Source organism: Tenacibaculum sp. 190524A05c (genome assembly GCF_964036595.1).
GTDB classification, from domain to species: domain Bacteria; phylum Bacteroidota; class Bacteroidia; order Flavobacteriales; family Flavobacteriaceae; genus Polaribacter; species Polaribacter platacis.
Genome location: NZ_OZ038523.1, coordinates 2,209,404 through 2,232,551, shown reverse-complemented (window position 1 = coordinate 2,232,551; position 23,148 = coordinate 2,209,404). Strand labels below are relative to the sequence as shown.

Sequence of the window (23,148 nt, the reverse complement as noted above, 5' to 3'; positions counted from 1 at the left end):
CAAAGATTTAACATTTTTAACAGAGACATTTTAAAGAAATTAAGTTAGCGTAGAAATGTTTCATGCCTATAAAAGAAAAAAACTCATGCGAAAAAGCATGAGTTTTTATGTTGCAATGTGTTTAGTTTCTTACTTTAAAATTAGCTTCTTCGTAGCCGTTCTTCCATTAGAAACCATATTCATTATATAAATTCCTTTTGCATGAGAACTCATGTCTATTTCAAAAGAAGTTTCAGTCGCGTTCTTTTTGTAAAATACTTGCTTTCCTGTAATATCAAATACTTTAACTGTTAATTCATCTGAAGTATTTCTATTAATGTTGAAGATACTTTGTGATGGATTAGGATAAACTGAAATTCCGCTTAAGAAAATTTCGTCTTCAGTAGATAATACTCCAGAAATAACTAAGTCATCAAGAATAACACCTTCTTCAACAACAGCTTGATCAGAGTTGAATCTAAATCTGAAAATAATACTTGTTTCACTAGCTAAAGCAGATAAATCATGACTGTACTCTCTAATTGTAGCATTAGTTAAACCATCACCACCATCTACATCTTCACCTTCTCCAGTCCATTGTTTACCTGGTAAACCATTTAAAGTAGAGCTGCTATTATACCAATTCGCATCTCCAGCATTACCTAAGATTTCCCAGTTTTTACCAGAGTCTGTTGTGTATTCAACTACTAAATAATCCCAATCTTGCTCAATATCAAATCCCATGTTAAACTTGAAAACAGGATTTGTAATTTGAGTTAAATCATAACAATTGGTATATAAATATCCAACTGTGTTTACTGGATAATCACCATCTGCAGTAGCATAGGCTCTACGTCCAGTAGGAATATTTAATAAAGTTTTACTAGAACCAATCGTTTTCCACATTTCACTACCACTTGAAGTCTCAACTAATAGTTCGTCCGTAGGACTAGCAAAACTATTTACAGTAGTAGGTTCTGAGTTACTTTTGTTTAAAGAAAATTGAGATGTTACAGAGTTATTTGAACTATAGGCATCATTTGTGAGTACTGTTTCTACATTAATTTCATGAGCTCCTAAAGTTGTTGAAACTTCAGGTAAAGTAATAGTAGCTTCAGCTTCAGAAGCAATGTTTCCAGTCCAGTTATAAACTTGGTTTGTTCCACCATCTAAATTATAGTTAACAGTTAAGCTGGTAATAGCTTGAGTTCCTTGATTCGCAACTTTTATTTCTGGTCTGTACTCTGTTGTTCCACATAAGATGCTATTATCTGTATTTTCAATAGCCAATAAACGTACGTCATTTTCAGGTAGTTCTCTTGGAATATCCGTATAGAAAACCCCTCTTCCGTATGTTGCAGCATACAATCGAGAATCTTCCTCGTTAATTTCTAAGTCTCTAATATGTACATTTGGTAAATTGGTATCAAAAGTTTGCCATCTAGTTAAATCATCATTGAAATAATAAACACCAAGATTGGTACCTATATATAATGTATTTTTACCACTTCTTTCATGTCTAATTAAGGCAGTTAAACCTTCTGTAGGAGTACTTAACCCAACAGTTTCACTTGTTGGAGAAGCATCAGTAATATTAGATAATTTGTGAACATTATTTGTGGTAGCAACCCAAATAGAATTAGGATCATTTGGATTTGTAGCAATACCTCTAACTGTACCTGAACTAAAATTAATTCTAGTAAACGATTGTCCTCTATCGGCTGTTCTAAAAATTGAAGCTCCGATTGTTGCATACATGATGTCACTATTAGTTGGATCAATAACTAAACGATCAAAATCTGCTCCAAAAAACTGATTAGAGACCTTTTCCCAACTAGCATCGTTAACTAATTTATAGATTTGGCTATATCCTGAATATAATTCTCCTTCTTTGTTAATAGCCATTGGAGTAATCCATTTACCACCTCCATCATTAGTTCCAGTCTCGGCAGTTGGTGCACCAATTCTTGTAGTTCTGGTTCTTCCAGCGTCGTTTGTGATACTTAAACCACCACCGTACTGAGAGAATCCATAAAATTTGTTAGCGTTCATAGGATTAACAATTCCTTCCATACCATCACCATCTTGGTAATGTCTCCAGTTAGTTCCATCAAATCCAAATCCACCGTTATCTTGTAATCCTCCAGCAATAACATTTAGTTTCTGCTGAGATATAGAAATTCTATAGAATTGGCTAATTGCGATGTTTTTTGTTAAATCTGTAAATACAGAACCTTCATTTGTAGAAACGTAAATACCTCCATCAGTTCCTGCGAAGAATTTACCATCAATGAATCTCATGAAGTGAATGTCGGCATGACTATATGATGGTTGATCCACTTGTCTCCAGTCGTTAATTTTAGCAAAGTTATCTCCTCCATTAGTAGATTTCCAGATATCTAAAACTCCAACATATACAATGTCCGCATTTTTATCTGAAACGGTTAAAGCTAAATCATACCACGCTTGAGTACTACCAAAAATATCGTCACTTTCAGCTGTCTTTACAAAACTAGCTCCGCTATTTGTAGACTTATAAATACCATTGAAAGCAAAACCAGAACCTGCGCTAACTAAGTATACGTAATTAGGATTAGCGATAGTAACATCCATTGTTAAACGTCTAGATCCAGTTAATCCAGTAATTGCAACAGAGGTGAAAGATTCCCCTCCATCTGTAGAGGTATAAAAAGTATCCGAAGAAACCGCATACCAAGTATTTGGATCACCTGGCTTCATCTTTAAGTCAATAATATCTCCAGATAATTTTGTTGTCCAAGTAGTCCCACCATTAGTAGTTTTTTGAACACCAGTTTCTGTAGCAACAAGAACAATGTTAGTATTCGTTGGATGAATGTAAATTTCATTCATAGAATTTGGATCCCCAGGAATACCTCCAGTATTATTCCATGTAGTACCTCCATCTGTACTTTTCCATACACCTACTGAGCTTGAATCAGAAGCATCATCATCTCCAGTTGCAATATAAATTACATTAGAATTCGTAGGGTCAATTGCAATACCAGAAACTCCAATTTGTGGAAGATAATCAGTTAAAGGTGTCCAGTTTAATCCAGCGTCTGTAGATTTCCAAATACCTCCTGCCGGAGCTCCAACATAATAAGTGTTAGAATCATTCGGGTCAACAGCAATTGCATTAACTCTACCTTGACCAATTCTTTTAGTCGAACTAAAAATTGTTGAACTATCATATGGTCCTAATGGTTTCCAATCACTAACATCTGTCATTTGAGCAACAGATCGTTGATGTAAAGCATTTTTTTGACGCCATGCATCCCATAATCTTTCTTTTGAGAAGAATGTACCGTCTTCATTTAAATAATGTGACCAGTGGTATTCCCATCTCTTAAATGGTTTTAAACCACTACCTTTTTTAAATTTATCAATACTATTAAAGTAATCTTCAGCATGCTTAGCTACCTCCTTCAATGTAGGTTTTGAACCTTTTCGTTGAACATCACTTATATCCCAAGGGGAATTGCTTTTAATTTGCCCCTGAGAAACAGTATATACAAATAAGAATAGAATAATGTATATGTGTTTCATATTTTAAAAAATTTTGTCAAAAATAATGAAAGTATAGCACTTTTTATAGTGTTAGGTTAACCTATTGAGGAGAAAAAATGTTAAAATTTGAGATAAACTCAAAAAATTAACAGTTTTAAGAATTAAAAGGAATTGATTTTATTGGTTTGTGTTAAAAAAATTATCCAAATCTATTTCTTCATCAAACTTCTTCTTACTATAAATGGTGTTTACTTTTTGAGTGTAGCTATTAAAAACCAGTAAGATTTTATCTACTTGGGCATTTACTTGGTCTGGTTGAATAGCAGGAATACGTGTCATATCCGTTAACCGTAACGCCTCATTTCTAAGGACATTAAAACGAGCGTTTAAAGAATTTGTTTTTAAATCTTCAATTTTTAAACTGTCCTTTAATATTTTAATGTACTCATTCAATTCAACAGCCATATTCAAAGCATCATTAGGACTTGTGTTATTGAATTGTTTCAAGTAAGAATTCAAATTTTCATATTCCATCCAATCGTTAACTTGTTTTCTTGATAAACTGGATAAAGTATCAATCCCTCTTCTTTTAACGGGAATTTGCATACCTGTTTTTTGAGGTTTAGTGGTGGTGTTTTGAACTGTTTTTTTACAGCTTACCAAAAGAAATGTACTTATAGAAAGAATAATAATATGTCGAATCATAAATTGTAAAATACGCTGCAAAAATACATCTTTTAACAGCTTACTTCCTAAATTTAAAGTTAAAGGTTGTAAATCAACTATTTGAATTGTGTTTTTGATAATAGTTAAAAAATAACAAAACAATTTTACGAATTCCGAAAATTATTAACTTTGCAATGGTCTGAAAATATAAATATAAAAATGGCAGATACTATTTTAATACTTGGAGCTTGTGGGCAAATAGGAACAGAATTAACTCAGAGTTTAAGAGAAATTCATGGAAGTGAGAATGTGATAGCTTCGGATATAAGATATGGAGATGATGAATTTGTAAAAGAAGGTCCATTTGAAATCATAGATGCAACAGACAGAGAAAAAATTCTTGAAGTAATTCAGAAATATAGTGTTTCTCAGGTTTACTTAATGGCTGCTATGCTTTCTGCTACAGCTGAAAAATATCCTCAAAAAGCTTGGGAGTTAAACATGAATTCTCTTTTGATTATTTTAGAATTGGCTAGAGAAAAGCATATTAAAACTGTGTATTGGCCTAGTTCTATTGCAGTTTTTGGTCCGTCTTCACCAAAAGTAAATACACCACAAGATACCATTATGAACCCAACAACAGTTTACGGAATGAGTAAATTGGCAGGTGAGCATTGGTGTAATTACTATCATGATAAATATGGAGTTGATGTTAGAAGCCTACGTTATCCAGGAATTATTAGTTGGAAAACAAAACCAGGAGGTGGAACTACGGATTATGCTGTAGATATTTATTTTAAAGCTATAGAAGAAGGTAAGTACGAATGTTTTTTGGATGAAAACACTATGCTTCCGATGATGTATATGAATGATGCTATTAAGGCTACAATTAAAATCATGGAAGCCGATTCTAAAGATATTCAAATTCGAACTTCTTATAATTTAGGAGCAATTAGTTTTACTCCTGAAGAAATAACAAATGAAATCAAGAAGCATCTTTCAGATTTTGAAATAAGCTACAATCCAGATTTCAGACAAGATATTGCAAATAGTTGGCCTCAGATTATTGATGATTCGAAAGCAAGACAAGATTGGAGTTGGTCTCACGATTTTGATTTGGCTTCTATGACGGAAGAAATGCTTAAGAATATTCAATCTAAAATAATTAGTGCATAAATGTACTTGTAAGTTGTTATTATTCTTTTCGTCTTAATTGCTGTGAAACATAAAGAAGACATGAAAAAAGTAATAGAGAATAGTTTAGAAAAAGGAATCTCATATGATCAATATAGAGATTTAGTTAGTGACTTATTAAAAGATCAAAAATCTACAGGACCTAAACAGTCTGAAGCATTATACAATTACAGTTTATTGAATGATAGAAGAATGAAGCGTTTAGATAAAACATCTAAACTAACTGAATCTACTGTCGAAAATGTAAAAAAAATTAATCAACCTCAAACATGGTTAGTTTTAACAGAAGGTTGGTGTGGTGATGCTGCTCAAAATTTACCAGTTTTAAGTAAAATGGCTAATGAAAATGATAATGTTGATTTGAAATTAGTTCTTAGAGATGAAAATTTAGAATTAATGGATGAGTTCTTAACGAATGGAGGAAGGTCAATTCCAAAACTTATTGCACTAGACGAAGAAAAGAATGTTCTTTTTACTTGGGGACCAAGACCTTCAGTAGCTACAAAAATGATAGCGGATTATAAAGAAGCAAATGGAGTTGTAGACGCAAAAGTTAAGGAAGACCTACAAAGGTGGTATAATAAAGATAAAGGAGTTAATGTTCAGGAGGATATTATTTCTTTATTATCAAATTAAGTTAAAAGTAGAGGTTATTTTGTGAAAACCATCTAGTAATTTACTAGGTGGTTTTTCTTTATCTATATTTGCCGAATGGTAGTAGAGTTTGAAAAATTATCCGACGATGCAAAGGTTTGGATTTATCCGTCAAGTCGAAAGTTTTATCCACAAGAATTAGATCCTTTAAAAGAGAAAGTTTCTTCTTTTATTACTTCATGGGCAGAAACCATAGATGGTGAGATTTCATATCAGTTATTGTATAATAGATTTATCGTTTTTGGAGTTGAGGATGAAGTTAAATTAACAAACTCACAACTTGATGAGCAAGTAGCTTTTATATTGAAATTACAATTGGAATATGAAGTTGAACTATTGGATAAAATGAATGTTTGCTTTAAACAAGGAGAATTTGTTCAGTATAAGGATGTGAAAGAGTTTAAGAAGTTACTGAAGAATAAATCTGTAAATGCAAAAACAGTGGTTTTTGATAATTTGGTTCAAACAAAATACGATTTGGAGCATTTTTGGGAAGTGCCAATTACTGATAGTTGGTATAATCGATTCTTGTAAAAATTGATGTTTTCTTTACAGCATATTTTTAAAATTTAAGTTTGTTTTCAGAGTAAAAATTCTACTTTTAAGGAAATTTTTATTTATGAAAAAAACTATACTCCCATTATTTATTTTATTAACTACAGTATTCAGTTCGCATGCACAGGATGTACCGTTTACACAACGATTATCATCTGAACAGACTTCAGTAAGAGGTAATATTACGTTTGTTTCAAACAATATTGTGAACCGAAAAGACAATTCATTTTCACCAAATGATTCCTACGATGGAGATGGTGTTAATGGTCAACTCAATGTGCAGTACATTGATATTGACAATGATGACACAACGTTTTCATCTTCAAGTTCATCGTTAAATCTTCCAAGTTGTTCTAAGGTTGTTTACGCAGGTTTATATTGGTCTGCAGTTTATGCCTATGAAACTTGGGAAGGACAGGAAGCGAGATCAGGCGATTACCGAAACATTAAGTTCAAGTTACCTGGACAAGAATACCAAGATATTACAAGTGACGAAATCATTTATGATAATGGTATAGCAACACAGCGTCCTTATGTATGCTATAAGGATATGACTTCTTCTGTTGTTGAATTGGCCAATCCTAACGGAGATTATTTTGCGGCTAATATCCGAGGTACAGTAGGTCTTGATTCTAATAATGGATTAGGAGGAACAGCGGGTTGGATTTTAGTTGTGATTTATGAAAATTCAAATGAGAAAGAAAGGTACATCTCATTATTTGATGGGTTTTCAACTGTAGATGGAGCAAGTAATTCAGATGTTTTATTTTCTGGTATTCAAACTTCTCCTACAGGTCCTGTAAAAGTTAAAGCTATGGTTGCTGCTTTAGAAGGAGATCAATCAATTACTGGTGATCGCTTTCAGCTGAAAGATACCAATGGCGTATACAAGAATGTATTCAATCAAACTAACAGTCAGGATAACTTTTTTAACAGTTCTATTACACAATACGATACTAGTGTAGCTAGTAGAAATCCTGCTAGTACAAATACTTTAGGGTTTGATGTTGATTTATTCGATATTGATAACTCTCAGAATGATTTAATTGTAAATAATCAGTCTACAGTTGAAGCAAGATTTACCACAAGTGGAGATGTGTATTGGCCATTTTTAAGTGCAATTGCTATTGAGGTTGCTGATGCAAAATCTCTTGCAATTAATACCATTGATGTAACTTCTACGGGTAATGCTGCAAGTGGAAAAATTGTAGTTAGAGCAGAAGGAGGAATCGAAGGGTATACGTATAGTATTAATGATGGTGAATACCAAAGTTCTAATAGTTTCTTTGATTTAGAAGAAGGTTCATATAAAGTTACGGTTCAAGATGCAAATGGATGTATTTCGGATCCAACAACTGTTACAATAGATAAAATCGTAATTGATAATACTGTAACTCAGGTTTCTGATGTATTAGAAGCATCTTATAAGAGCGCGAATTCATATCAGTGGATTGATGTTGATATGAATGAAGCAATTTCTGGAGCAACTCAAGCTACGTATCAACCAACTAAATCTGGAAGATATCAAGTAGAAATGGTTATCAATCAAACTTCAACTGAAGTGGTAAATAAAACTACAGTAAACAAAAGTTCTACACAAACAGTTTTATCTCCTGTAATCGAATTTAATTCTGGAGTTTTAGGTGTGGATGATGTTAACGAGAAGATGTTAAAGGTATATCCAAATCCTGCATCTAACGTTTTAATATTACCTATTGAATTACTAAATAAAGAATATAAGATATATTCAATTTTAGGTAAAGAAGTTCAATCTAGTAAAATTTCAACTGAAGAAATTAAAGTTCACCAATTAGCAAAAGGAGTATATATTCTTAAGGTAAAAGGATATCAATCTTTGCGTTTTGTGAAAAAATAAAGTAGCAATAAAAAATTAATAGAAAAGGTGTGTTTAAATAGTTAAGCACACCTTTTTATGTTTTAATAAAATGAGAAACCAATGCCTAGAGAAACACTATCTAAGTTTCCATTTTCAAATTGAGCTATTTTCTTTCTGTGAAAATCTAATCGAACCAAACCATTCCATCTGCTTGAACTAAAACTCATAATTCCTAGTCCTAATTTATAATAGTCGCCATTACTAAAGCTTTTCGAAGGTCTCCAGGTTCTGCCGTAACTTGCATCTATAAAGTATGCAGAGCTATTTCTACTGATGAAATTATAGCGAATAGTTCCGAATTGTGGAATAGAGTTAATACTATATCTAAAGTGATGATCGTAACCAATACTAATACTTCCAGACCATCTTTTATCTAATTGATAACCAACTTCAGCTCGAAGTAAAATAGATTTAGGAGTAATAAAAGGTCCGTTACCTTCTTCTGAAAGTTTGAACTGTTGATTAATACCAAATGTAGTTCCAATATTACCAATAAAGAAAGGTTGCTTTTCTTTTATCTGAGCTTGAGTAATTTGACTGATTGCAACGAAAAGAATAAGTAGTAGTTTTTTCATGTTAATTTTTTTAAGTTTTCTTCTAAATATCAATAACTGTTCCATGAAAGCGGTGTAACAAAAAATATTTTATCCGTCTTATAATAAAAAAAGCTATGGGAGGATATGGAAGTATACAACCTATTCTAAAGAATAACAAACAGTTATTACGTAAGAAAAGTTTATTCAAGGACAAAAAGAAAATAGTAAAGTCTGAGAAAGGAGAATTAGAGTTTAGAGAATATTCAGAAGAGGAATTTTATTGCTTAAAGAAAAATTAAAAAAGAAGGCTAAAAGAAGAAAATTTATAAACTATGTTATTGCAGTGTTAGCAGTCGTTATAATAAGTTTTATAACAGTTTTTATTATAAGTGCTAATAATGCTTACAGAAAAAAGATTCAAGAGAATAATCTAAAGATTAAAGAAGAGCAAATTGCTGTTTATATGGAAAAGGGTGATACGTTTTATCATTCATACCATTACAAAAATGCTTTGTTTTTTTACCACAAGGCTAAGGAATTATCTCTGGAGAACTCCTTAATAAAAATGAAAATAAACAACTGTTATCGCAATCGTTGTGAAACAGAGGGTTTGGATTGCGAAAAAATTAAGAAGTTAAACTCTGAATAAATCCATCAATGCTTTGTGCGTTATCAACTGAGAATTCACCAATTTTAGTACGACGTAAAACAGATAAATGAGCTCCTGAATTTAAGGCAACACCAAAATCGTTTGCTAAAGATCTAATGTAAGTTCCTTTGCTACAAACAACTCTAAATTCAACATTTGGGAAATTGATATTGGTAATCTCGAATTCTCGAATTTCAATTTCTCTGGATTTGATTTCAGTAGTTTTTCCTTGTCGTGCTAATTCGTACAAGCGTTTCCCGTCTTTCTTAATTGCCGAAAAGATTGGTGGTTTCTGCTGAATTTTCCCAACGAATTGTTCGGTAGTTTTATGAATTAAATCATCAGTGATATGATCTGTAGGAAACGTTTCGTTAATTTCAGTTTCTAAATCATAGCTAGGTGTTGTAGATCCCAAAACAATAGTTCCTGTGTATTCTTTAATTTGCCCTTGATAGGTTTCAATACTTTTAGTTTGTTTCCCTGTACAAATAATTAACAAACCAGTAGCAAGAGGATCTAAAGTTCCGGCATGACCAACTTTTATCTTTTTTATATCAAATTGCTTACGAATATGCCAACGAAGCTTATTTACTACCTGAAAAGACGTCCATTCAAGAGGTTTATCGATAAGTAAAACCTTACCGTCTTTAAAATCTTCAACAGTATTCATAATTAATTAAGTAAAGAATATACGATAGCAATAATACCTACAACGGCACAGTAAATCGAAAAGTAAGAAAGCTTACTTCTTTTCACTAAAGCAATCATCCATTGACAAGCTAATAATCCCGCAACAAAAGCTGAAACAAAACCTGCTGACATTGGAATGATTTCAGAAGATTGAAAATTAATATCTCCTCCTAATATATCTTTAGCTATTTTTCCAAAAATTAATGGAACAACCATTAAGAAAGAAAATTTAGCTGCTTTAGTTCTATCAATCCCAAGTAAAACCGAAGTAGAAATAGTAGCACCAGATCTTGAAATTCCTGGAAGCATAGCAATGGCTTGTGAAATACCAATAACTAATGAATTTGAAAAAGAAACACTTTTGTCTGTATTTTTAGCTCTATCTGCAAGTAATAATAAAACTGCAGTTACTAACAACATAAAGCCTACAAATAGTATTTTTCCTCCAAATAAAGATTCAAGTTGTTCTTCAAAAAATAAACCAACAATTACCGCTGGAATCATAGAGATTACAATTTTTAATGAAAATTGAAATTCTTCATTCCATTTAAATTGAAATAATCCTTTAAATATTTCAGCAACTTCTTTTCTAAAAATAACTAGTGTACTTAATGCAGTTGCAAAGTGTAAAACTACAGTAAAGGTTAAACTTTCTTCAGGAACAGAAGTGTCTCCTAAAATGGCTTTTGCTAATTCTAAATGCCCGCTTGATGATACTGGTAAAAACTCGGTAAGTCCTTGAATAATTCCAAGGATAATAGCTTCAATAATGTTCATTGTTATTTTTTAGGATTGGCTAAAATAGCATAGATTTCGATTCCTAATCCAATAATAACTAGGGTAGGAGCTAAACGAATTCTTCTCCAACTATAAATTTCAGGATTAAAAACATTAGGATCTTTACTTCCTCCGCCTGCCATTAAGATAAATCCTAAAGCAATAACCGCTAATCCAATAAGCATTAGCATATAATTTCTTTTACCGAATAAAAATTCTGGTTGATTTGAATTTTTATTTTTACTCATAGTCTAATAGTATAATTCGTTCGTTTGTAAATTCAAAAATCTTTGAGTAGCGAAATATGTACTAACCCAAGTAATAATTAATGAACTAATTAAAATGCCAGAGGCCAAATATAGTAAAGACAAATAATCTTTCGTTAATTCTAATGAAGGTATGTACTTGTCAATATAGTAAATCACAAAAGCTAAAATTACTAAAGCAATTAATGCTCCAATTAATCCTAAACGAATGCTTTGCCAAATAAATGGTTTACGAATAAAGTTCTTAGTCGCTCCCACCATTTGCATTGTTTTAATATTAAATCGCTTTGAGTAAATTGATAATCGAATAGAACTATTAATTAATATAATAGAAACTACAGCAAAAAATCCACTTAAAACTAAAAGCCAAAAACTTATGCGCTGAATATTTTTAGTTAACTGTTCAACCAAAGGTTTGTCGTAAGAAACGTCAATTATATAAGCGTTTTTCAAGAATTTTTGTTCCAATTCTTGCATCTGTTCAGGAGTAACATAATCAGCATTTAAATGCAAATCAATTCCGTTTTTTAAAGGATTACTTCCTAAGAAATCTAAAAAATCTTCTCCTAAATCTTTACTATATGTTTTTGCTGCTTCTTCCTTAGAAATAAAGTACAATTCTTTAGTGAACGATTCTTTAACAAGAGATTCTCTAAAACTATTAATTTGATCTTTGGTGACTTCGTCTTTTAAGAATAAAGACATCACTACTTCTTCTTTAAAGTGGTTGGCAACTTTGGTCGACTTTAATAAAATCAATCCTAAAATACCAATCATAAACAGTACAATAGCAATACTTATAATAACCGAAGCATACGATGAACGTAATCGTCTTTTCTGGAAAGAATCATAAGAATTCGTCATTTACTCTAGTTTTGTTTGGCAATTTACAAATTATTGCTAGAAACTGATAATTATTAAAAATGAAAAAAAGAGAAGTGAGCAAGAATACTTCTCTTTTTAGAGGTGAAAAATAAATCAAAAAAATGTTTAACACTAATAAAACAATTCACTTTTGAAATACCCTACCTTCTAACTTTTAATATCTTGGCAAAGTTCAATAAGAACTCCGTTAGTTGTTTTCGGATGTAAAAACGCTACTAGTTTATTATCAGCTCCTTTTTTAGGAACTTCATTTAAAACAGTAAACCCTTCGTTTTGTAATCGTTTAATTTCACTTTCAATATCATCTACAGCAAAAGCAATATGGTGAATTCCTTCACCTTTTTTCTCAATAAACTTCGCAATAGGACTGTCAGGTTTTGTAGCTTCTAAAAGCTCAATTTTATTCGGTCCTGTTTTAAAGAAAGAAGTTTTTACGCCTTCACTAGCTACTTCTTCAATTTTATAATGTTCCTCTCCAAATAGAGAAGCGAATAAAGCGTTCGATTTTTCAATGCTTTTTACAGCAATACCAATGTGTTCAATTTTGTTCATGATGTAAAAATAAAAAATCTTAGTATGATGTTTTATAGATTTTCTATTTCAATTTCTTTGGCCAATACAAGTAACACATCAGTTTTGTTGATTAATGAAAGAATTTGCACAGTAAGTGCTTTTAGCTGATCATGAGCAGCACAAAAATCCCAAATTTGATGAATGAATAAAGTAAAATCTTCATTGGTATCGTACTTAAATTGTTTGGTTTGATAAATAATTTGGAGCAATTGATGAATCAGTTGCGTCGCGTTTTCTAATTTCTCAGTGTGCTTTTTGTACACATCCCATAAATCCGATTGCGCATTGGTTAATAGGTTAGCTGAGAAAAAATAGAGTTCCTTTCTTTTATTTCTCGAATCCTTTGGTAAAAAAGTAGTCAATTCTCCTCTTTTTACGGCAAACATAGAAGCTTCTGGAATACTCAATTGTTGAAGCATGTCTTCTGTTTCTGTTAACCAATCCTTTAATTTTTTAGAACTAGTACTACTCTTTTTTTCAAGTAGGTTGACGATGGTTGAAATTTGTGCAAGTTGTGCCTCAATATCGCGAACAATTTTGGTCGTTGACTTTCTCATGGCTATTCTGGTAATAATTTAGAATTCACATTTCCATTATCATCCTCAGAAGTATGCCATTCCATACCTTCTTCGTTTAATGTCATTTTAATCTGAATAATATTCTCAGGTTTTATTTCTTGAAGTTTATGACTTTCAACAATTACTTTTGGTTCTTGTTTGGCAGGTTGTTTAGGTTTTATTTGGGATGCTAAACTTTGAGATATTCTTTTGGTTAAAACCGGAAATTCAATTTTCTCTCTTGAAATTGCTAAAAATTGTTCAGCAATTCTCTCAGAGTAGGCTTGTAAAGATTTTGATTCATCATTTGTTGCCTTAATTTTCTTTTCTAATAATTCAACTTCATTATTGATAACTGATTTCAGTTGGATCGATGTTTTTCTATCAAAAGATGATTTTTGAGCAACGTCCTTCAAAATAGTGTAGGTCTGAGAACTAAATTCGATATTGTCAATTGGCTGATAGTCTTTTTCGTATTGTGTTTCTAATTCTCCTATAGCTACAGGAATCGTAAGTTCAATGTTTTGAGCTCTAAATCTTGGAATAGAAAAATGTTTTAGCAAGTCGTGCTGTGCAAATTTCTCTGCGATTTCTAAAGATTTTAAATCAGAAATCATTCTTGCTTCAGTTAAACTTGTTGTAATACTTCCGATATATTCATTTAAGTTGATCATAATTGAAAATTTTAAATTAAGTGATGAAAATTGAATGGTTTAAAAGGTCATTCAAAATAAGAATGACCTTTTGAATTAAAACTAAGCTACTGCTGCGATGCTATCTTCTAGCATATCTAAAATTCTACTTAATCCTTCAGGTAATTCGTCATTTACCGCTTTAACTTTTACACCTAAGTTGTAAGTTTTATCAACTTTTACACCTTGTGAAGTGTTTCTTTTGTAAGAAGCTGAAGCTTTAAAGTTTACGATTTTGTAATTGATTCCTAATTCTGCACTAGCTGCAAATTCAGAAGAAACATTACTTGTTTCTGTAGAACTTAAACGAGCATTAAAGTCAATGTTTACTTCATCAATTCGAATTGATGGAATTGTTAACATAGTTAAAAATGGAACTTTAATCTCGATTTCACTATCTATAAAGTTAGCAGCGGTATCTGTATTTGCAGGTAATCCTTCATCAGATAATTCTTGAGCAGTTTTTCCTTTATGCGGATTCGGAACAGATTTCTTGTATTGGAAATCTACATAACGCAATGCGTCTGGTTTTGTAGGATCTGCATCTTTTTCAAAACCTACTTCTTTGATAAAGTTAACTGTAGCCATAGAAGCTGCAGTTTGAGCTTGAATAGCTGCCTGTAATGGTCCCCCAACGTATACATTAAAATCTAAGCTGTTTAACTCAGGTACTAAATTTGGCATGATTTATAATTTTAAAATGTTACCTACTCTTTTTCAAATTTGGCTTTTCGGTTTCCGCCATTATATCTGTATTTCGAAATAGCGAGGGCAAAGATTTATAAAAGAAAGAGGTTGAAGCGCAGTATTAAAACTGGAAATACAAAAGTTGATTTCAGTTACTTTTTTAGGTGTTTTTCTTCTTGGTAATAAGTGAAATTAGGTTGTGATATTTATATGGGGTTTTTAAGTAGTTATCAATCTTTTCAAGAAAAATTTTTTTATAATCCTGATTTTTCCCCCATTAAACACTTAAATAGATATAGGAAAGCCACCGATAGCTAAAAGGGGTTTTTCCTATTTTTTATTCCTAAAATGTTGAGTTAATTAGAGATTCGAATAATGGGGAGTTTAGGTAAAGAAAATAGAATGTATTTTTGGATCAAACTAAACTTATACAATCATGAAAAAATTATTTAGATTCATTTGCAAGATTTTTTGCTCTGGGAATGTTGGGCCAGATCCAAGCAAACCAAAACGTTTATTAACCTATAAACAAATTGCTACAATGCTCCATGAGTATGATAGAACAAGATTTGAATTATTAGTTAATGGACTTGGTTTTGAAGATACAAGAATAAATACTTTTGATTTTTATGAACTTAAAAATTATATGGAGTATATGGAGATTGAAGCTAAGAAAAGAAACATATCGCTTAAAGGAATTAGTTTTATTAAAGGTGTGTATAATGAAGAAAATGCACCAAAAGATATTGCGAAAGGGTATGAAAACCTTTTATACATCCCAACTACAATGGTAAATGGGAAAGAAGTAGAAATTGATGTTCTAAAATCATCAAAGGGCAGTGTAGTTACACTTAAAGAGATACTTGAAAACTATAATTACGATTGGCGCTATGATAATAAAGAGAATTATAAAAATAAATCAAGTATAACAGAGGATAAGGACATTCACAAATCTGTTGCTATGAGAGGAGATGGACTTTCAGGAGAAGAGGAAAGTAGTGCAGGTAATTTTGGAGGAATTAGACCACCTTACCATTAATTTTGCGTTTTAAATGATATCATTTTTAGTAGTTTTATTTTGCTTTGAATTCGTTGCTTTATTGATGACGGTAAAAAACTATAAGAAGTACTCCAATAATTACATGAGTTACTTATTAGCTTTATTGCTCGCAACAGTTGTAACTGAAGGATTAAGTTTATATTTTCTTATGACTGATGTTATTGGATTTAATGTTCACTATTATTACTCTCTGATATTATTTAATTGCATTTATTTGACTTATTCAAAACTAATTAATAGTAAAAAGGTTTTATTATTTATGGTTGTTTTGAATGTTCTGTTTTCTTTATTCTGGTTTTCAAGTCTTTTTGTTGAAGTATCAATAAATTATATATTAATATTTGGTTCTCTGAATACTAGTATTTATTGTTTTCTTTACTTGAGAGAATTGCTTGTTTCTGATAAAATTATAAATTATAAAAAAGTGTTTCCTTTTTGGTTAACTGTTTCTTTTATAATTTTTTATATGAGTTCAATTCCGTTTTTTCTAATTTTAAAGTATATGAATGATAGATCATTCTATTATATACTTTATATCTTAGGGATTATTATGTATTCAGGAATTATTTACGGTTTAATATGGAGCAGCAAGGAGCAGAGGTACTTATAATCTCAACAATTTTAATAGTTTTAATTGTTGTATTTTTAATAGTTCTTTTTACAATATTTCAAAGAAGAAAGAACCATTTATTACGCGAAAAAGCAGAGGAAAAAGAGCGTTTCGAGAAAGAAATTGCAGAAACGCAGATAGAAATTCGAGAAGAAACGTTAAGAAATATAAGTTGGGAGTTGCACGATAATATCGGGCAACTCCTGACTTTAGCTAAAATTCAACTACAAAATGCTTCACCGGAAAATCTAAACGATATTTCAGAAACCATTACCAAAAGTTTGAATGAAATTCGTTCTTTATCAAAACTTATTAATCCAGAGTTTATTAAAAATGTAAAACTAAAAGAAGCTCTAGAGTTAGAAATTGAGAGATTCAATCGTTTGCAATTTATAGATGCTAGTTTAACCGTTAAGGGAGAAGAACAGGAAATAGATCAGAAGCACGGAATTATAATGTTTAGGATTCTTCAAGAGTTTTTTTCAAATACAATAAAACATGCTCGAGGCTCAAAATTAGAAGTGTTTTTAAACTTTAAAGAGGATGTTTTAGAAATAACTGCAAAAGATAACGGAGTTGGTTTTAATATCGATGAGGTGAACAAAAAAGGTATTGGATTACAAAATATTAAAACAAGAGTTAAATTAATAAATGCGGAAGCCAATTTAAAATCTATACCTAATAAGGGTACAACTTTAAATATTTATTATTACATTTATAGAGTATAATCTCCTACATATACAGTAAAAAAAAAATTTAGTAACCAACTTTTACCTAACGTACATGAAATATTCAGTTGTCGTAGTGGACGACCATACGCTATTGTCTCAGGCTATAGAAGGTATGGTTAATACTTTTGATAAATTCAAAGTATTATACACGTGTAAAAATGGAGGAGAAGTTCAAGAAAAATTCACTGCTTCCCCCCGAAACATTCCTGACATCGTCCTAGTAGATGTCAACATGCCTGTAATGAATGGTATTGAAACAACAGAATGGGTTGTTACCAACTATCCTAATGTTAATGTCCTAGCATTATCTGTGGAAGATGCTGATGGAACTATCCTTAAAATGTTAAAAGCAGGAGCCATTGGTTATTTGCTAAAAGACACTAAAAAAGAGGTCTTAGAAAGAGCATTATTAGAAATAATGGATAATGGTTTCTATCACACTAAAAGTGTAACCAACCTGTTGTTAGATTCTGTTTCAGGAAAGAAAAGTAGAGATCAAGTTAATTTCAAAGAAAACGAAATTAAGTTTATGCGTTTAGCTTGCTCAGAGTTAACGTATAAAGAGATCGCAGAGAAAATGTTTTTAAGTCCAAAAACAATAGACGGCTATAGAGATAGCTTGTTTACGAAATTAGACATTAGAAACAGAGTAGGATTGGTAATGTATGCAATTAAACATAAAATTTATATGCCATAACTTTACAATTTTACAGGAGCATAAAGTCGCCGTATTATAGCGCTATTTCAAATAGAGTTATAAAAGGCGACTTTTTATTTTTACATATTTGAATCTAAATCAATGAATCATCACAAATTCAATATTTATCGGTAAATTTGCAGCATGGAAGAAACGAACAGGCAACGAAAAATAGCAGCATTATTACAAAAAGATTTAGTTGATGTACTTCAACGTGCTGCTCAAAACGGAATGAAAGGAGTAATTATCTCAGTATCTAAGGTTTCAGTAACTGCAGATCTTGGGGTAGCTAAAGTGTATCTTAGTGTTTTTCCTTCGGATAAAAGAGATGAAATTGTTGAAGGTGTAAAATCTAATACACCATTAATTCGTCATGAATTAGCACAACGTACAAGAAATCAATTAAGAAGAATGCCAGATTTATTATTCTTCGGAGATGATAGTTTAGACTATATCGAAGAGATTGATAAGTCATTGAATGGAGAGGATGATAATCCAATAAAAAATCCTGAAATTTTACCACGCAGACAAAAACGTTAAGTCGAGATTATAATTACTAAATTGCTATTCATTTAAACACGAATTGAATTTTCCTTTTTACATAGCCAAACGATATTTAAGATCAAAGAGCAGTACTAATGCGATTAATATCATTACTATAATTGCTATGTTTGGAGTAATCGTTGGGACCTTAGCTTTATTTATAATTCTATCTGGTTTTTCAGGATTACGAACGTTTAGTTATTCTTTACTAAATGCATCAGATCCCGATATTAAAATTTCGCCAGTAAAAAGTAAAACTTTTGAGTACTCTAAAATTGTTGATGATGAGTTAATCTCAAATACAAATATTGAATCTTTTTCTAAGGTAGCGGAAGAACGAGTATTCTTAAAATATAAAGATAAGAGTCATATTGCCTATATAAAAGGAGTAGATAATAATTACACTGATGTTGTTGCTGTAGATTCGTCTTTGGTTGTTGGAAACTGGATTGATCCTGAGTTCAGAAACACAGCAGTTATCGGAAATGGAATTTCTTACAAACTTTCGCTTAGAATTTTTAATCTTTCAGATCCTTTAAAGATTTTTGTTCCTAAACCTGGTAAAGGTTTACTAAATGCAAACAATGCTTTTAGATCTACAAATGTGCAAATAATTGGAGTATATTCTGGTTCAGAAGAGTATCAGAATAAATATGTTTTCACTGAATTGGAAGTGGCTCAACAATTATTGAATTATGATTCAAAACAAATAACAGGAGTAGAGATTAAATTAAGAGATCCAAATCGTGTTGATGAGGAGGCAGAATTACTACAGAAGAATTTAGGAGAGAATTATAATGTTCAAACTAGAGCAGAATTAAATGCTTTGATCTATAAAGTAATCAATACAGAGAATTTTGTTTCCTATCTAATATTCACGCTAATTGTAATTATTGCGTTGTTCAATGTTATTGGTGCAATTATTATGATGATAATCGATAAGAGAAAGAATTTAAAAACTTTATTAGATCTTGGTACTACGCTTCAAGATATTAAGCGAATATTTGTTCTTCAAGGATTTCTTTTATGCCTTGTAGGAATGGCAGTTGGTTTAATTCTAGGCGTGATTTTGGTAATTGTACAACAGCGTTTCGAATTGTTTATGATTACTCAAAACATTCCATATCCTGTAGAGTTCAGATGGACAAATTTACTTGTAGTGATGTTTACTATTGCTACTCTTGGTTTTCTAGCTGCAAAAATTGCAAGTTCTAGAATATCGCATAGTTTTATCGGAAAATAAGAATCTAAGTTATTAGAAAAAAGAAACCCTAACTAACCCGCTAGGGTTTTATATTGTTTTGATTGATACATGTTTCTTTTTAGTGATCTCTATACGGGAAGGCGAGATTTACTTTATGTTTCATTTATCAACTCAAAATTTAATTAATTCTATAACTTGGGATTATTACAACTAATTAACACTTGCAAGATACAACCGAAATCCTTTTCGTCAGTCGAAAATTAGATAGTTAAAAGCTTGTTTTTCGGTGAATTGAATGTTTTCTTCGATAAATGGAAAAACTACCCTATTTCTGGAATTCTTGCATCTCCAAATTTACTTTCAATCTCATTAAAAGCATTGAAAACATCATTAGGATCATCAGAAGTTACTAACTTCAATCGATATTCTTTAAAATGAGGAATTCCTTTAAAGTAATTCGTGTAATGTCTTCTTGTTTCTACAACTCCTAAATGTTCACCTTTCCAGTCAATTGACATTTGTAAATGACGACGAGCAACTTCTACTCGTTCAGCAATTGTAGGTTTCTGTAAATGTTCTCCAGTTTTGAAGAAGTGTTTTACTTCATTAAAGAACCATGGGTAGCCGATAGATGCTCTTCCAATCATTGCACCATCTAGCCCGTATTTGTCACGCATTTCCATAGCTTTTTCTGGTGAATCAACATCACCATTTCCAAATACAGGAATATGCATTCTAGGATTGTTTTTTACGTCAGCAATTGGTTTCCAGTCTGCACTACCTTTATACATTTGTGCTCTAGTTCTACCATGAATCGAAATGGCTTTAATTCCCACATCTTGTAAACGTTCCGCAACTTCAACAATTCGGATAGAATCATGATCCCAACCTAAACGAGTTTTAACTGTAACTGGTAAATCTGTATGCTTTACCATGGCCTCAGTTAATTTCACCATTAAATCAATATCCTTTAAAATTCCAGCTCCAGCTCCTTTCGAAACTACTTTTTTAACTGGGCATCCAAAGTTGATATCAATAATGTCTGGTTTTGTTTTCTCTACGATTTCAATAGAGCGTAGCATAGAATCCATATTGGCTCCAAAAATTTGAATTCCAACAGGTCGCTCCTTCTCATAAATATCTAATTTTATAACGCTTTTGGCAGCATCACGAATTAATCCTTCAGAAGAAATAAATTCTGTATATACTACATCTGCACCGTTTTCCTTACATAAAGCTCTGAAAGGAGGATCACTAACATCTTCCATTGGCGCTAGTAGCAATGGAAAATCTGGAAGTTCTATGTTGTCTATCTTTACCATAATTCAAAATCGCTGCAAAATTACAGATTTTTTAAAAAACGATTTTATATGTTTGGTAATAACTTCAAATTAAATCGTTTTGGACATTCCTTTTGAACCTATTGTTTTTGGTTTTAAGATCAATATTCATTTAATTTTAGAGTACTTGGCTTTCTTCTTGGGGTATCGATATTACGCGTATTTGAAAAAGAATAGTGAAGATGTAATTCCTTCGTCAAATCGATTATATATCATTTTAGGAGCGGCAATTGGAGCATTATTAGGTTCTAGAATTATCGGGGTTTTAGAACATCCATTTGCGTTTACCAATCAGTCTTTTATTTATGCAATGAATTCAAAAACAATTATGGGTGGATTGTTTGGAGGATTATTGGGAGTTGAAATTGCTAAAAAAATTATTGGAGAACGACATTCATCTGGAGATTTATTCACGCTACCTATCGTGTTCGGAATCTTTATTGGAAGAATCGGTTGTTTTTTAACTGGAGTTAATGAATTCACTTATGGGAGAGAAACTAATTTTTTCTTAGGAATGGATTTAGGAGATGGCGTTATTCGTCATCCATTAGCATTATATGAATTAATCTTTTTAGTGTTTTTATTTCTATTCTTGAAAAGTCAACTCAAACGAAACTTGGAAAGCGGTGAAGTTTTTAAACTTTTTATGTTGTTTTATTTCGGATTTCGATTTATGATTGAGTTTTTAAAACCAAATGCGTTTTTTATTTTGGGTTTAAGTACAATTCAAATATTATGCATAACTTGTTGGTTATATTACTATAAGTTTATCCTAAAAGCTATGAAAAATGCCCGTTAGAAAATATACATATTACGATTTTACTTTGAGTTTATGTCCAGAATGTTTGAAACGTGTGGATGCTAAAATTGTATTTGAGAATGATAAGGTTTATATGCTCAAAAGATGTCCTGAGCACGGGAATTCAAAAGTTTTGATAGCTGATGATATTGAATATTATAAAAACATCAGAAACTATAATAAACCATCTGAAACACCATATACTTTTAATACGAAAACACATTATGGTTGTCCGTATGATTGTGGCTTATGTCCAGATCACGAACAACATTCTTGTTTAACGGTTTTAGAAGTAACAGATCGATGTAATTTGACTTGTCCAACTTGTTATGCAGGTTCTTCGCCAACATATGGTAGACATAGAACTTTAGATGAGATTAAAAAGATGTTGGATACTATTGTAAAGAACGAAAAAGAGCCAGATGTTGTTCAGATTAGTGGAGGAGAACCAACAATACATCCTGAGTTTTTTGAAATTCTAGATTATGCCAAATCACTTCCAATTAGGCATTTGATGTTAAATACCAATGGAATCAAAATTGCCAAGGACAAAGAGTTTGTAAAAAAGTTGAAATCATATACTCCTGATTTTGAAATTTATTTACAGTTTGATTCTTTTGAAGATGAGGTTCTAAAAACAATGAGAGGAGCTGAATTATCAGATATACGGAAACAAGCCATAGCAAACTTAAACGAGGTAAATTTATCTACAACTCTTGTAGTTACATTGCAAAAAGGGTTAAATGATCATGAAATAGGAAAGATTATTGATTATGCTTTACAACAAAAATGTGTTCGAGGAGTTACTTTGCAACCAACTCAAATTGCAGGTAGATTAGAGAATTTTGATCCAGAAACAGATCGATTAACACTTACGGAAGTTCGAAGAAAAATTTTAGAACAAGCTCCAATTTTTAATTCAGATGATTTGATTCCTGTTCCTTGTAATCCAGATGCATTGGTCATGGGATATGCATTAAAATTAGACGGAGAAGTATTTCCATTAACTCGATATGTAAATCCGGCTGATTTATTGGATAATAGTAAAAATACTATTGTTTATGAGCAAGATGAACAATTACATGGTAAAATGATAGAGTTGTTCAGTACAGGAAATTCAGTTGAAGTTGCAGAAGAGAATTTAAAATCAATAATGTGTTGTTTACCAAATATTGATGCTCCCAATTTAGGTTATGATAATTTGTTCAGAATTATAATTATGCAGTTTATTGATGCTTATAATTTTGATGTAAGAGCCATTAAAAAATCTTGCGTTCATATTGTTGATAAGGATTATAAGATTATTCCTTTTGAAACTATGAATTTGTTGTATCGAGACGGTAAAAAGAAACAATTAGAAACTTTAAAAACCTTGTAAC

Annotated in this window: 25 protein-coding genes; 13 read left to right on the top strand and 12 right to left on the bottom strand. The window is 31.3% G+C overall.

What is annotated here, in order from left to right:
* Nucleotides 1-129: 129 nt before the first annotated feature.
* Nucleotides 130-3,546: a T9SS type A sorting domain-containing protein gene (locus ABNT61_RS09730; RefSeq protein WP_348743058.1), complete on the bottom strand. Its 3,417-nt coding sequence runs from the start codon at nucleotides 3,544-3,546 to the stop codon at nucleotides 130-132.
* 138 nt (nucleotides 3,547-3,684) lie between these two features.
* Nucleotides 3,685-4,335 (bottom strand): hypothetical protein, encoded by a 651-nt coding sequence (locus ABNT61_RS09725; RefSeq protein WP_348743057.1) that lies wholly within the window; start codon nucleotides 4,333-4,335, stop codon nucleotides 3,685-3,687.
* Between the two features lie 57 nt (nucleotides 4,336-4,392).
* Between ABNT61_RS09725 and ABNT61_RS09720 the strand changes: the two genes are divergently transcribed.
* The 4 genes from ABNT61_RS09720 (at nucleotide 4,393) to ABNT61_RS09705 (ending at nucleotide 8,452) form a co-directional block, all read left to right on the top strand.
* Nucleotides 4,393-5,349 (top strand): NAD-dependent epimerase/dehydratase family protein, encoded by a 957-nt coding sequence (locus ABNT61_RS09720; RefSeq protein ID WP_348743056.1) that lies wholly within the window; start codon nucleotides 4,393-4,395, stop codon nucleotides 5,347-5,349.
* Nucleotides 5,350-5,409: 60 nt separating this feature from the next.
* Nucleotides 5,410-6,003: a thioredoxin family protein gene (locus ABNT61_RS09715; RefSeq protein ID WP_348743055.1), complete on the top strand. Its 594-nt coding sequence runs from the start codon at nucleotides 5,410-5,412 to the stop codon at nucleotides 6,001-6,003.
* A gap of 75 nt (nucleotides 6,004-6,078) precedes the next feature.
* The gene (locus ABNT61_RS09710; protein ID WP_348743054.1) at nucleotides 6,079-6,555 is read left to right on the top strand and encodes an ABC transporter ATPase; all 477 of its coding nucleotides are present in this window, start codon (nucleotides 6,079-6,081) and stop codon (nucleotides 6,553-6,555) included.
* A gap of 85 nt (nucleotides 6,556-6,640) precedes the next feature.
* The gene (locus ABNT61_RS09705) at nucleotides 6,641-8,452 is read left to right on the top strand and encodes a T9SS type A sorting domain-containing protein (protein WP_348743053.1); all 1,812 of its coding nucleotides are present in this window, start codon (nucleotides 6,641-6,643) and stop codon (nucleotides 8,450-8,452) included.
* A 62-nt stretch (nucleotides 8,453-8,514) separates the two neighbouring features.
* Here ABNT61_RS09705 and ABNT61_RS09700 read toward each other — a convergent pair whose 3' ends face one another.
* Entirely contained in the window at nucleotides 8,515-9,048 is a 534-nt protein-coding gene (locus ABNT61_RS09700; protein ID WP_348743052.1) for a hypothetical protein, read from the bottom strand.
* Nucleotides 9,049-9,143: 95 nt separating this feature from the next.
* Here ABNT61_RS09700 and ABNT61_RS09695 point away from each other — a divergent pair, with 95 nt between their 5' ends.
* On the top strand, nucleotides 9,144-9,308 hold the full coding sequence (locus tag ABNT61_RS09695; protein WP_348743051.1) for a hypothetical protein: 165 nt from the start codon (nucleotides 9,144-9,146) through the stop codon (nucleotides 9,306-9,308).
* Entirely contained in the window at nucleotides 9,290-9,658 is a 369-nt protein-coding gene (locus ABNT61_RS09690; protein WP_348743050.1) for a hypothetical protein, read from the top strand. The genes ABNT61_RS09695 and ABNT61_RS09690 overlap by 19 nt, the downstream gene beginning before the upstream one ends.
* On the opposite strand, the gene truB is transcribed toward ABNT61_RS09690, so the two are convergent.
* The 8 genes from truB to ABNT61_RS09650 form a co-directional block, all read right to left on the bottom strand.
* A complete protein-coding gene (gene truB, locus ABNT61_RS09685; protein WP_348743049.1) occupies nucleotides 9,636-10,328 on the bottom strand; it encodes a tRNA pseudouridine(55) synthase TruB in 693 nt (230 codons plus the stop codon). The two genes, ABNT61_RS09690 and truB, sit on opposite strands and share 23 nt — an antisense overlap.
* 2 nt (nucleotides 10,329-10,330) lie before the next feature.
* Nucleotides 10,331-11,125, bottom strand: a complete 795-nt coding sequence (locus ABNT61_RS09680; protein ID WP_348743048.1) for an undecaprenyl-diphosphate phosphatase — start codon at nucleotides 11,123-11,125, stop codon at nucleotides 10,331-10,333.
* Nucleotides 11,126-11,127: 2 nt separating this feature from the next.
* Entirely contained in the window at nucleotides 11,128-11,373 is a 246-nt protein-coding gene (locus ABNT61_RS09675; RefSeq protein ID WP_348712871.1) for a DUF3098 domain-containing protein, read from the bottom strand.
* A gap of 3 nt (nucleotides 11,374-11,376) precedes the next feature.
* Nucleotides 11,377-12,255 carry a cell division protein FtsX gene (locus tag ABNT61_RS09670; RefSeq protein ID WP_348723991.1) on the bottom strand — a complete coding sequence of 293 codons (879 nt, stop codon included), beginning with the start codon at nucleotides 12,253-12,255 and terminating at the stop codon, nucleotides 11,377-11,379.
* Nucleotides 12,256-12,423: 168 nt separating this feature from the next.
* Nucleotides 12,424-12,828 carry a methylmalonyl-CoA epimerase gene (gene mce / locus ABNT61_RS09665; RefSeq protein ID WP_348723989.1) on the bottom strand — a complete coding sequence of 135 codons (405 nt, stop codon included), beginning with the start codon at nucleotides 12,826-12,828 and terminating at the stop codon, nucleotides 12,424-12,426.
* Nucleotides 12,829-12,860: 32 nt separating this feature from the next.
* On the bottom strand, nucleotides 12,861-13,406 hold the full coding sequence (locus ABNT61_RS09660) for a hypothetical protein (RefSeq protein WP_348743047.1): 546 nt from the start codon (nucleotides 13,404-13,406) through the stop codon (nucleotides 12,861-12,863).
* 2 nt (nucleotides 13,407-13,408) lie between these two features.
* Complete coding sequence (locus ABNT61_RS09655; RefSeq protein ID WP_348743046.1) at nucleotides 13,409-14,080, bottom strand: hypothetical protein; 672 nt, start codon at nucleotides 14,078-14,080, stop codon at nucleotides 13,409-13,411.
* An 81-nt stretch (nucleotides 14,081-14,161) separates the two neighbouring features.
* Nucleotides 14,162-14,782, bottom strand: a complete 621-nt coding sequence (locus ABNT61_RS09650; RefSeq protein WP_348712866.1) for a DUF2589 domain-containing protein — start codon at nucleotides 14,780-14,782, stop codon at nucleotides 14,162-14,164.
* A 439-nt stretch (nucleotides 14,783-15,221) separates the two neighbouring features.
* Here ABNT61_RS09650 and ABNT61_RS09645 point away from each other — a divergent pair, with 439 nt between their 5' ends.
* The 5 genes from ABNT61_RS09645 (at nucleotide 15,222) to ABNT61_RS09625 (ending at nucleotide 19,669) form a co-directional block, all read left to right on the top strand.
* Nucleotides 15,222-15,824, top strand: a complete 603-nt coding sequence (locus ABNT61_RS09645; RefSeq protein WP_348743045.1) for a hypothetical protein — start codon at nucleotides 15,222-15,224, stop codon at nucleotides 15,822-15,824.
* Nucleotides 15,825-16,424: 600 nt separating this feature from the next.
* A complete protein-coding gene (locus tag ABNT61_RS09640) occupies nucleotides 16,425-17,183 on the top strand; it encodes a sensor histidine kinase (RefSeq protein WP_348743044.1) in 759 nt (252 codons plus the stop codon).
* Between the two features lie 55 nt (nucleotides 17,184-17,238).
* Nucleotides 17,239-17,883, top strand: a complete 645-nt coding sequence (locus ABNT61_RS09635; protein ID WP_348712862.1) for a response regulator transcription factor — start codon at nucleotides 17,239-17,241, stop codon at nucleotides 17,881-17,883.
* A gap of 144 nt (nucleotides 17,884-18,027) precedes the next feature.
* Nucleotides 18,028-18,423 (top strand): 30S ribosome-binding factor RbfA, encoded by a 396-nt coding sequence (gene rbfA / locus ABNT61_RS09630; RefSeq protein ID WP_348712861.1) that lies wholly within the window; start codon nucleotides 18,028-18,030, stop codon nucleotides 18,421-18,423.
* A 127-nt stretch (nucleotides 18,424-18,550) separates the two neighbouring features.
* Nucleotides 18,551-19,669 carry an ABC transporter permease gene (locus ABNT61_RS09625; protein WP_348743043.1) on the top strand — a complete coding sequence of 373 codons (1,119 nt, stop codon included), beginning with the start codon at nucleotides 18,551-18,553 and terminating at the stop codon, nucleotides 19,667-19,669.
* Nucleotides 19,670-19,950: 281 nt separating this feature from the next.
* On the opposite strand, the gene dusB is transcribed toward ABNT61_RS09625, so the two are convergent.
* Entirely contained in the window at nucleotides 19,951-20,952 is a 1,002-nt protein-coding gene (gene dusB / locus ABNT61_RS09620) for a tRNA dihydrouridine synthase DusB (RefSeq protein WP_348723980.1), read from the bottom strand.
* 79 nt (nucleotides 20,953-21,031) lie between these two features.
* Here dusB and ABNT61_RS09615 point away from each other — a divergent pair, with 79 nt between their 5' ends.
* Nucleotides 21,032-21,769 (top strand): prolipoprotein diacylglyceryl transferase, encoded by a 738-nt coding sequence (locus tag ABNT61_RS09615; protein ID WP_348743042.1) that lies wholly within the window; start codon nucleotides 21,032-21,034, stop codon nucleotides 21,767-21,769.
* The gene (locus ABNT61_RS09610; protein ID WP_348743041.1) at nucleotides 21,759-23,147 is read left to right on the top strand and encodes a radical SAM protein; all 1,389 of its coding nucleotides are present in this window, start codon (nucleotides 21,759-21,761) and stop codon (nucleotides 23,145-23,147) included. The genes ABNT61_RS09615 and ABNT61_RS09610 overlap by 11 nt, the downstream gene beginning before the upstream one ends.
* Nucleotide 23,148: the final 1 nt, after the last annotated feature.

Excerpts from the sequence above, each read along its gene's own strand:
- ABNT61_RS09730 (WP_348743058.1), bottom strand. The coding sequence starts at position 3,546 with ATGAAACACATATACATTATTCTATTCTTATTTGTATATACTGTTTCT.
- ABNT61_RS09720 (WP_348743056.1), top strand. The coding sequence starts at position 4,393 with ATGGCAGATACTATTTTAATACTTGGAGCTTGTGGGCAAATAGGAACA.
- ABNT61_RS09715 (WP_348743055.1), top strand. The coding sequence starts at position 5,410 with ATGAAAAAAGTAATAGAGAATAGTTTAGAAAAAGGAATCTCATATGAT.
- ABNT61_RS09710 (WP_348743054.1), top strand. The coding sequence starts at position 6,079 with ATGGTAGTAGAGTTTGAAAAATTATCCGACGATGCAAAGGTTTGGATT.
- ABNT61_RS09705 (WP_348743053.1), top strand. The coding sequence starts at position 6,641 with ATGAAAAAAACTATACTCCCATTATTTATTTTATTAACTACAGTATTC.
- ABNT61_RS09700 (WP_348743052.1), bottom strand. The coding sequence starts at position 9,048 with ATGAAAAAACTACTACTTATTCTTTTCGTTGCAATCAGTCAAATTACT.
- ABNT61_RS09695 (WP_348743051.1), top strand. The coding sequence starts at position 9,144 with ATGGGAGGATATGGAAGTATACAACCTATTCTAAAGAATAACAAACAG.
- truB (WP_348743049.1), bottom strand. The coding sequence starts at position 10,328 with ATGAATACTGTTGAAGATTTTAAAGACGGTAAGGTTTTACTTATCGAT.
- ABNT61_RS09680 (WP_348743048.1), bottom strand. The coding sequence starts at position 11,125 with ATGAACATTATTGAAGCTATTATCCTTGGAATTATTCAAGGACTTACC.
- ABNT61_RS09675 (WP_348712871.1), bottom strand. The coding sequence starts at position 11,373 with ATGAGTAAAAATAAAAATTCAAATCAACCAGAATTTTTATTCGGTAAA.
- ABNT61_RS09670 (WP_348723991.1), bottom strand. The coding sequence starts at position 12,255 with ATGACGAATTCTTATGATTCTTTCCAGAAAAGACGATTACGTTCATCG.
- mce (WP_348723989.1), bottom strand. The coding sequence starts at position 12,828 with ATGAACAAAATTGAACACATTGGTATTGCTGTAAAAAGCATTGAAAAA.
- ABNT61_RS09660 (WP_348743047.1), bottom strand. The coding sequence starts at position 13,406 with ATGAGAAAGTCAACGACCAAAATTGTTCGCGATATTGAGGCACAACTT.
- ABNT61_RS09655 (WP_348743046.1), bottom strand. The coding sequence starts at position 14,080 with ATGATCAACTTAAATGAATATATCGGAAGTATTACAACAAGTTTAACT.
- ABNT61_RS09650 (WP_348712866.1), bottom strand. The coding sequence starts at position 14,782 with ATGCCAAATTTAGTACCTGAGTTAAACAGCTTAGATTTTAATGTATAC.
- ABNT61_RS09645 (WP_348743045.1), top strand. The coding sequence starts at position 15,222 with ATGAAAAAATTATTTAGATTCATTTGCAAGATTTTTTGCTCTGGGAAT.
- ABNT61_RS09640 (WP_348743044.1), top strand. The coding sequence starts at position 16,425 with ATGGAGCAGCAAGGAGCAGAGGTACTTATAATCTCAACAATTTTAATA.
- ABNT61_RS09635 (WP_348712862.1), top strand. The coding sequence starts at position 17,239 with ATGAAATATTCAGTTGTCGTAGTGGACGACCATACGCTATTGTCTCAG.
- rbfA (WP_348712861.1), top strand. The coding sequence starts at position 18,028 with ATGGAAGAAACGAACAGGCAACGAAAAATAGCAGCATTATTACAAAAA.
- ABNT61_RS09625 (WP_348743043.1), top strand. The coding sequence starts at position 18,551 with ATGTTTGGAGTAATCGTTGGGACCTTAGCTTTATTTATAATTCTATCT.
- dusB (WP_348723980.1), bottom strand. The coding sequence starts at position 20,952 with ATGGTAAAGATAGACAACATAGAACTTCCAGATTTTCCATTGCTACTA.
- ABNT61_RS09610 (WP_348743041.1), top strand. The coding sequence starts at position 21,759 with ATGCCCGTTAGAAAATATACATATTACGATTTTACTTTGAGTTTATGT.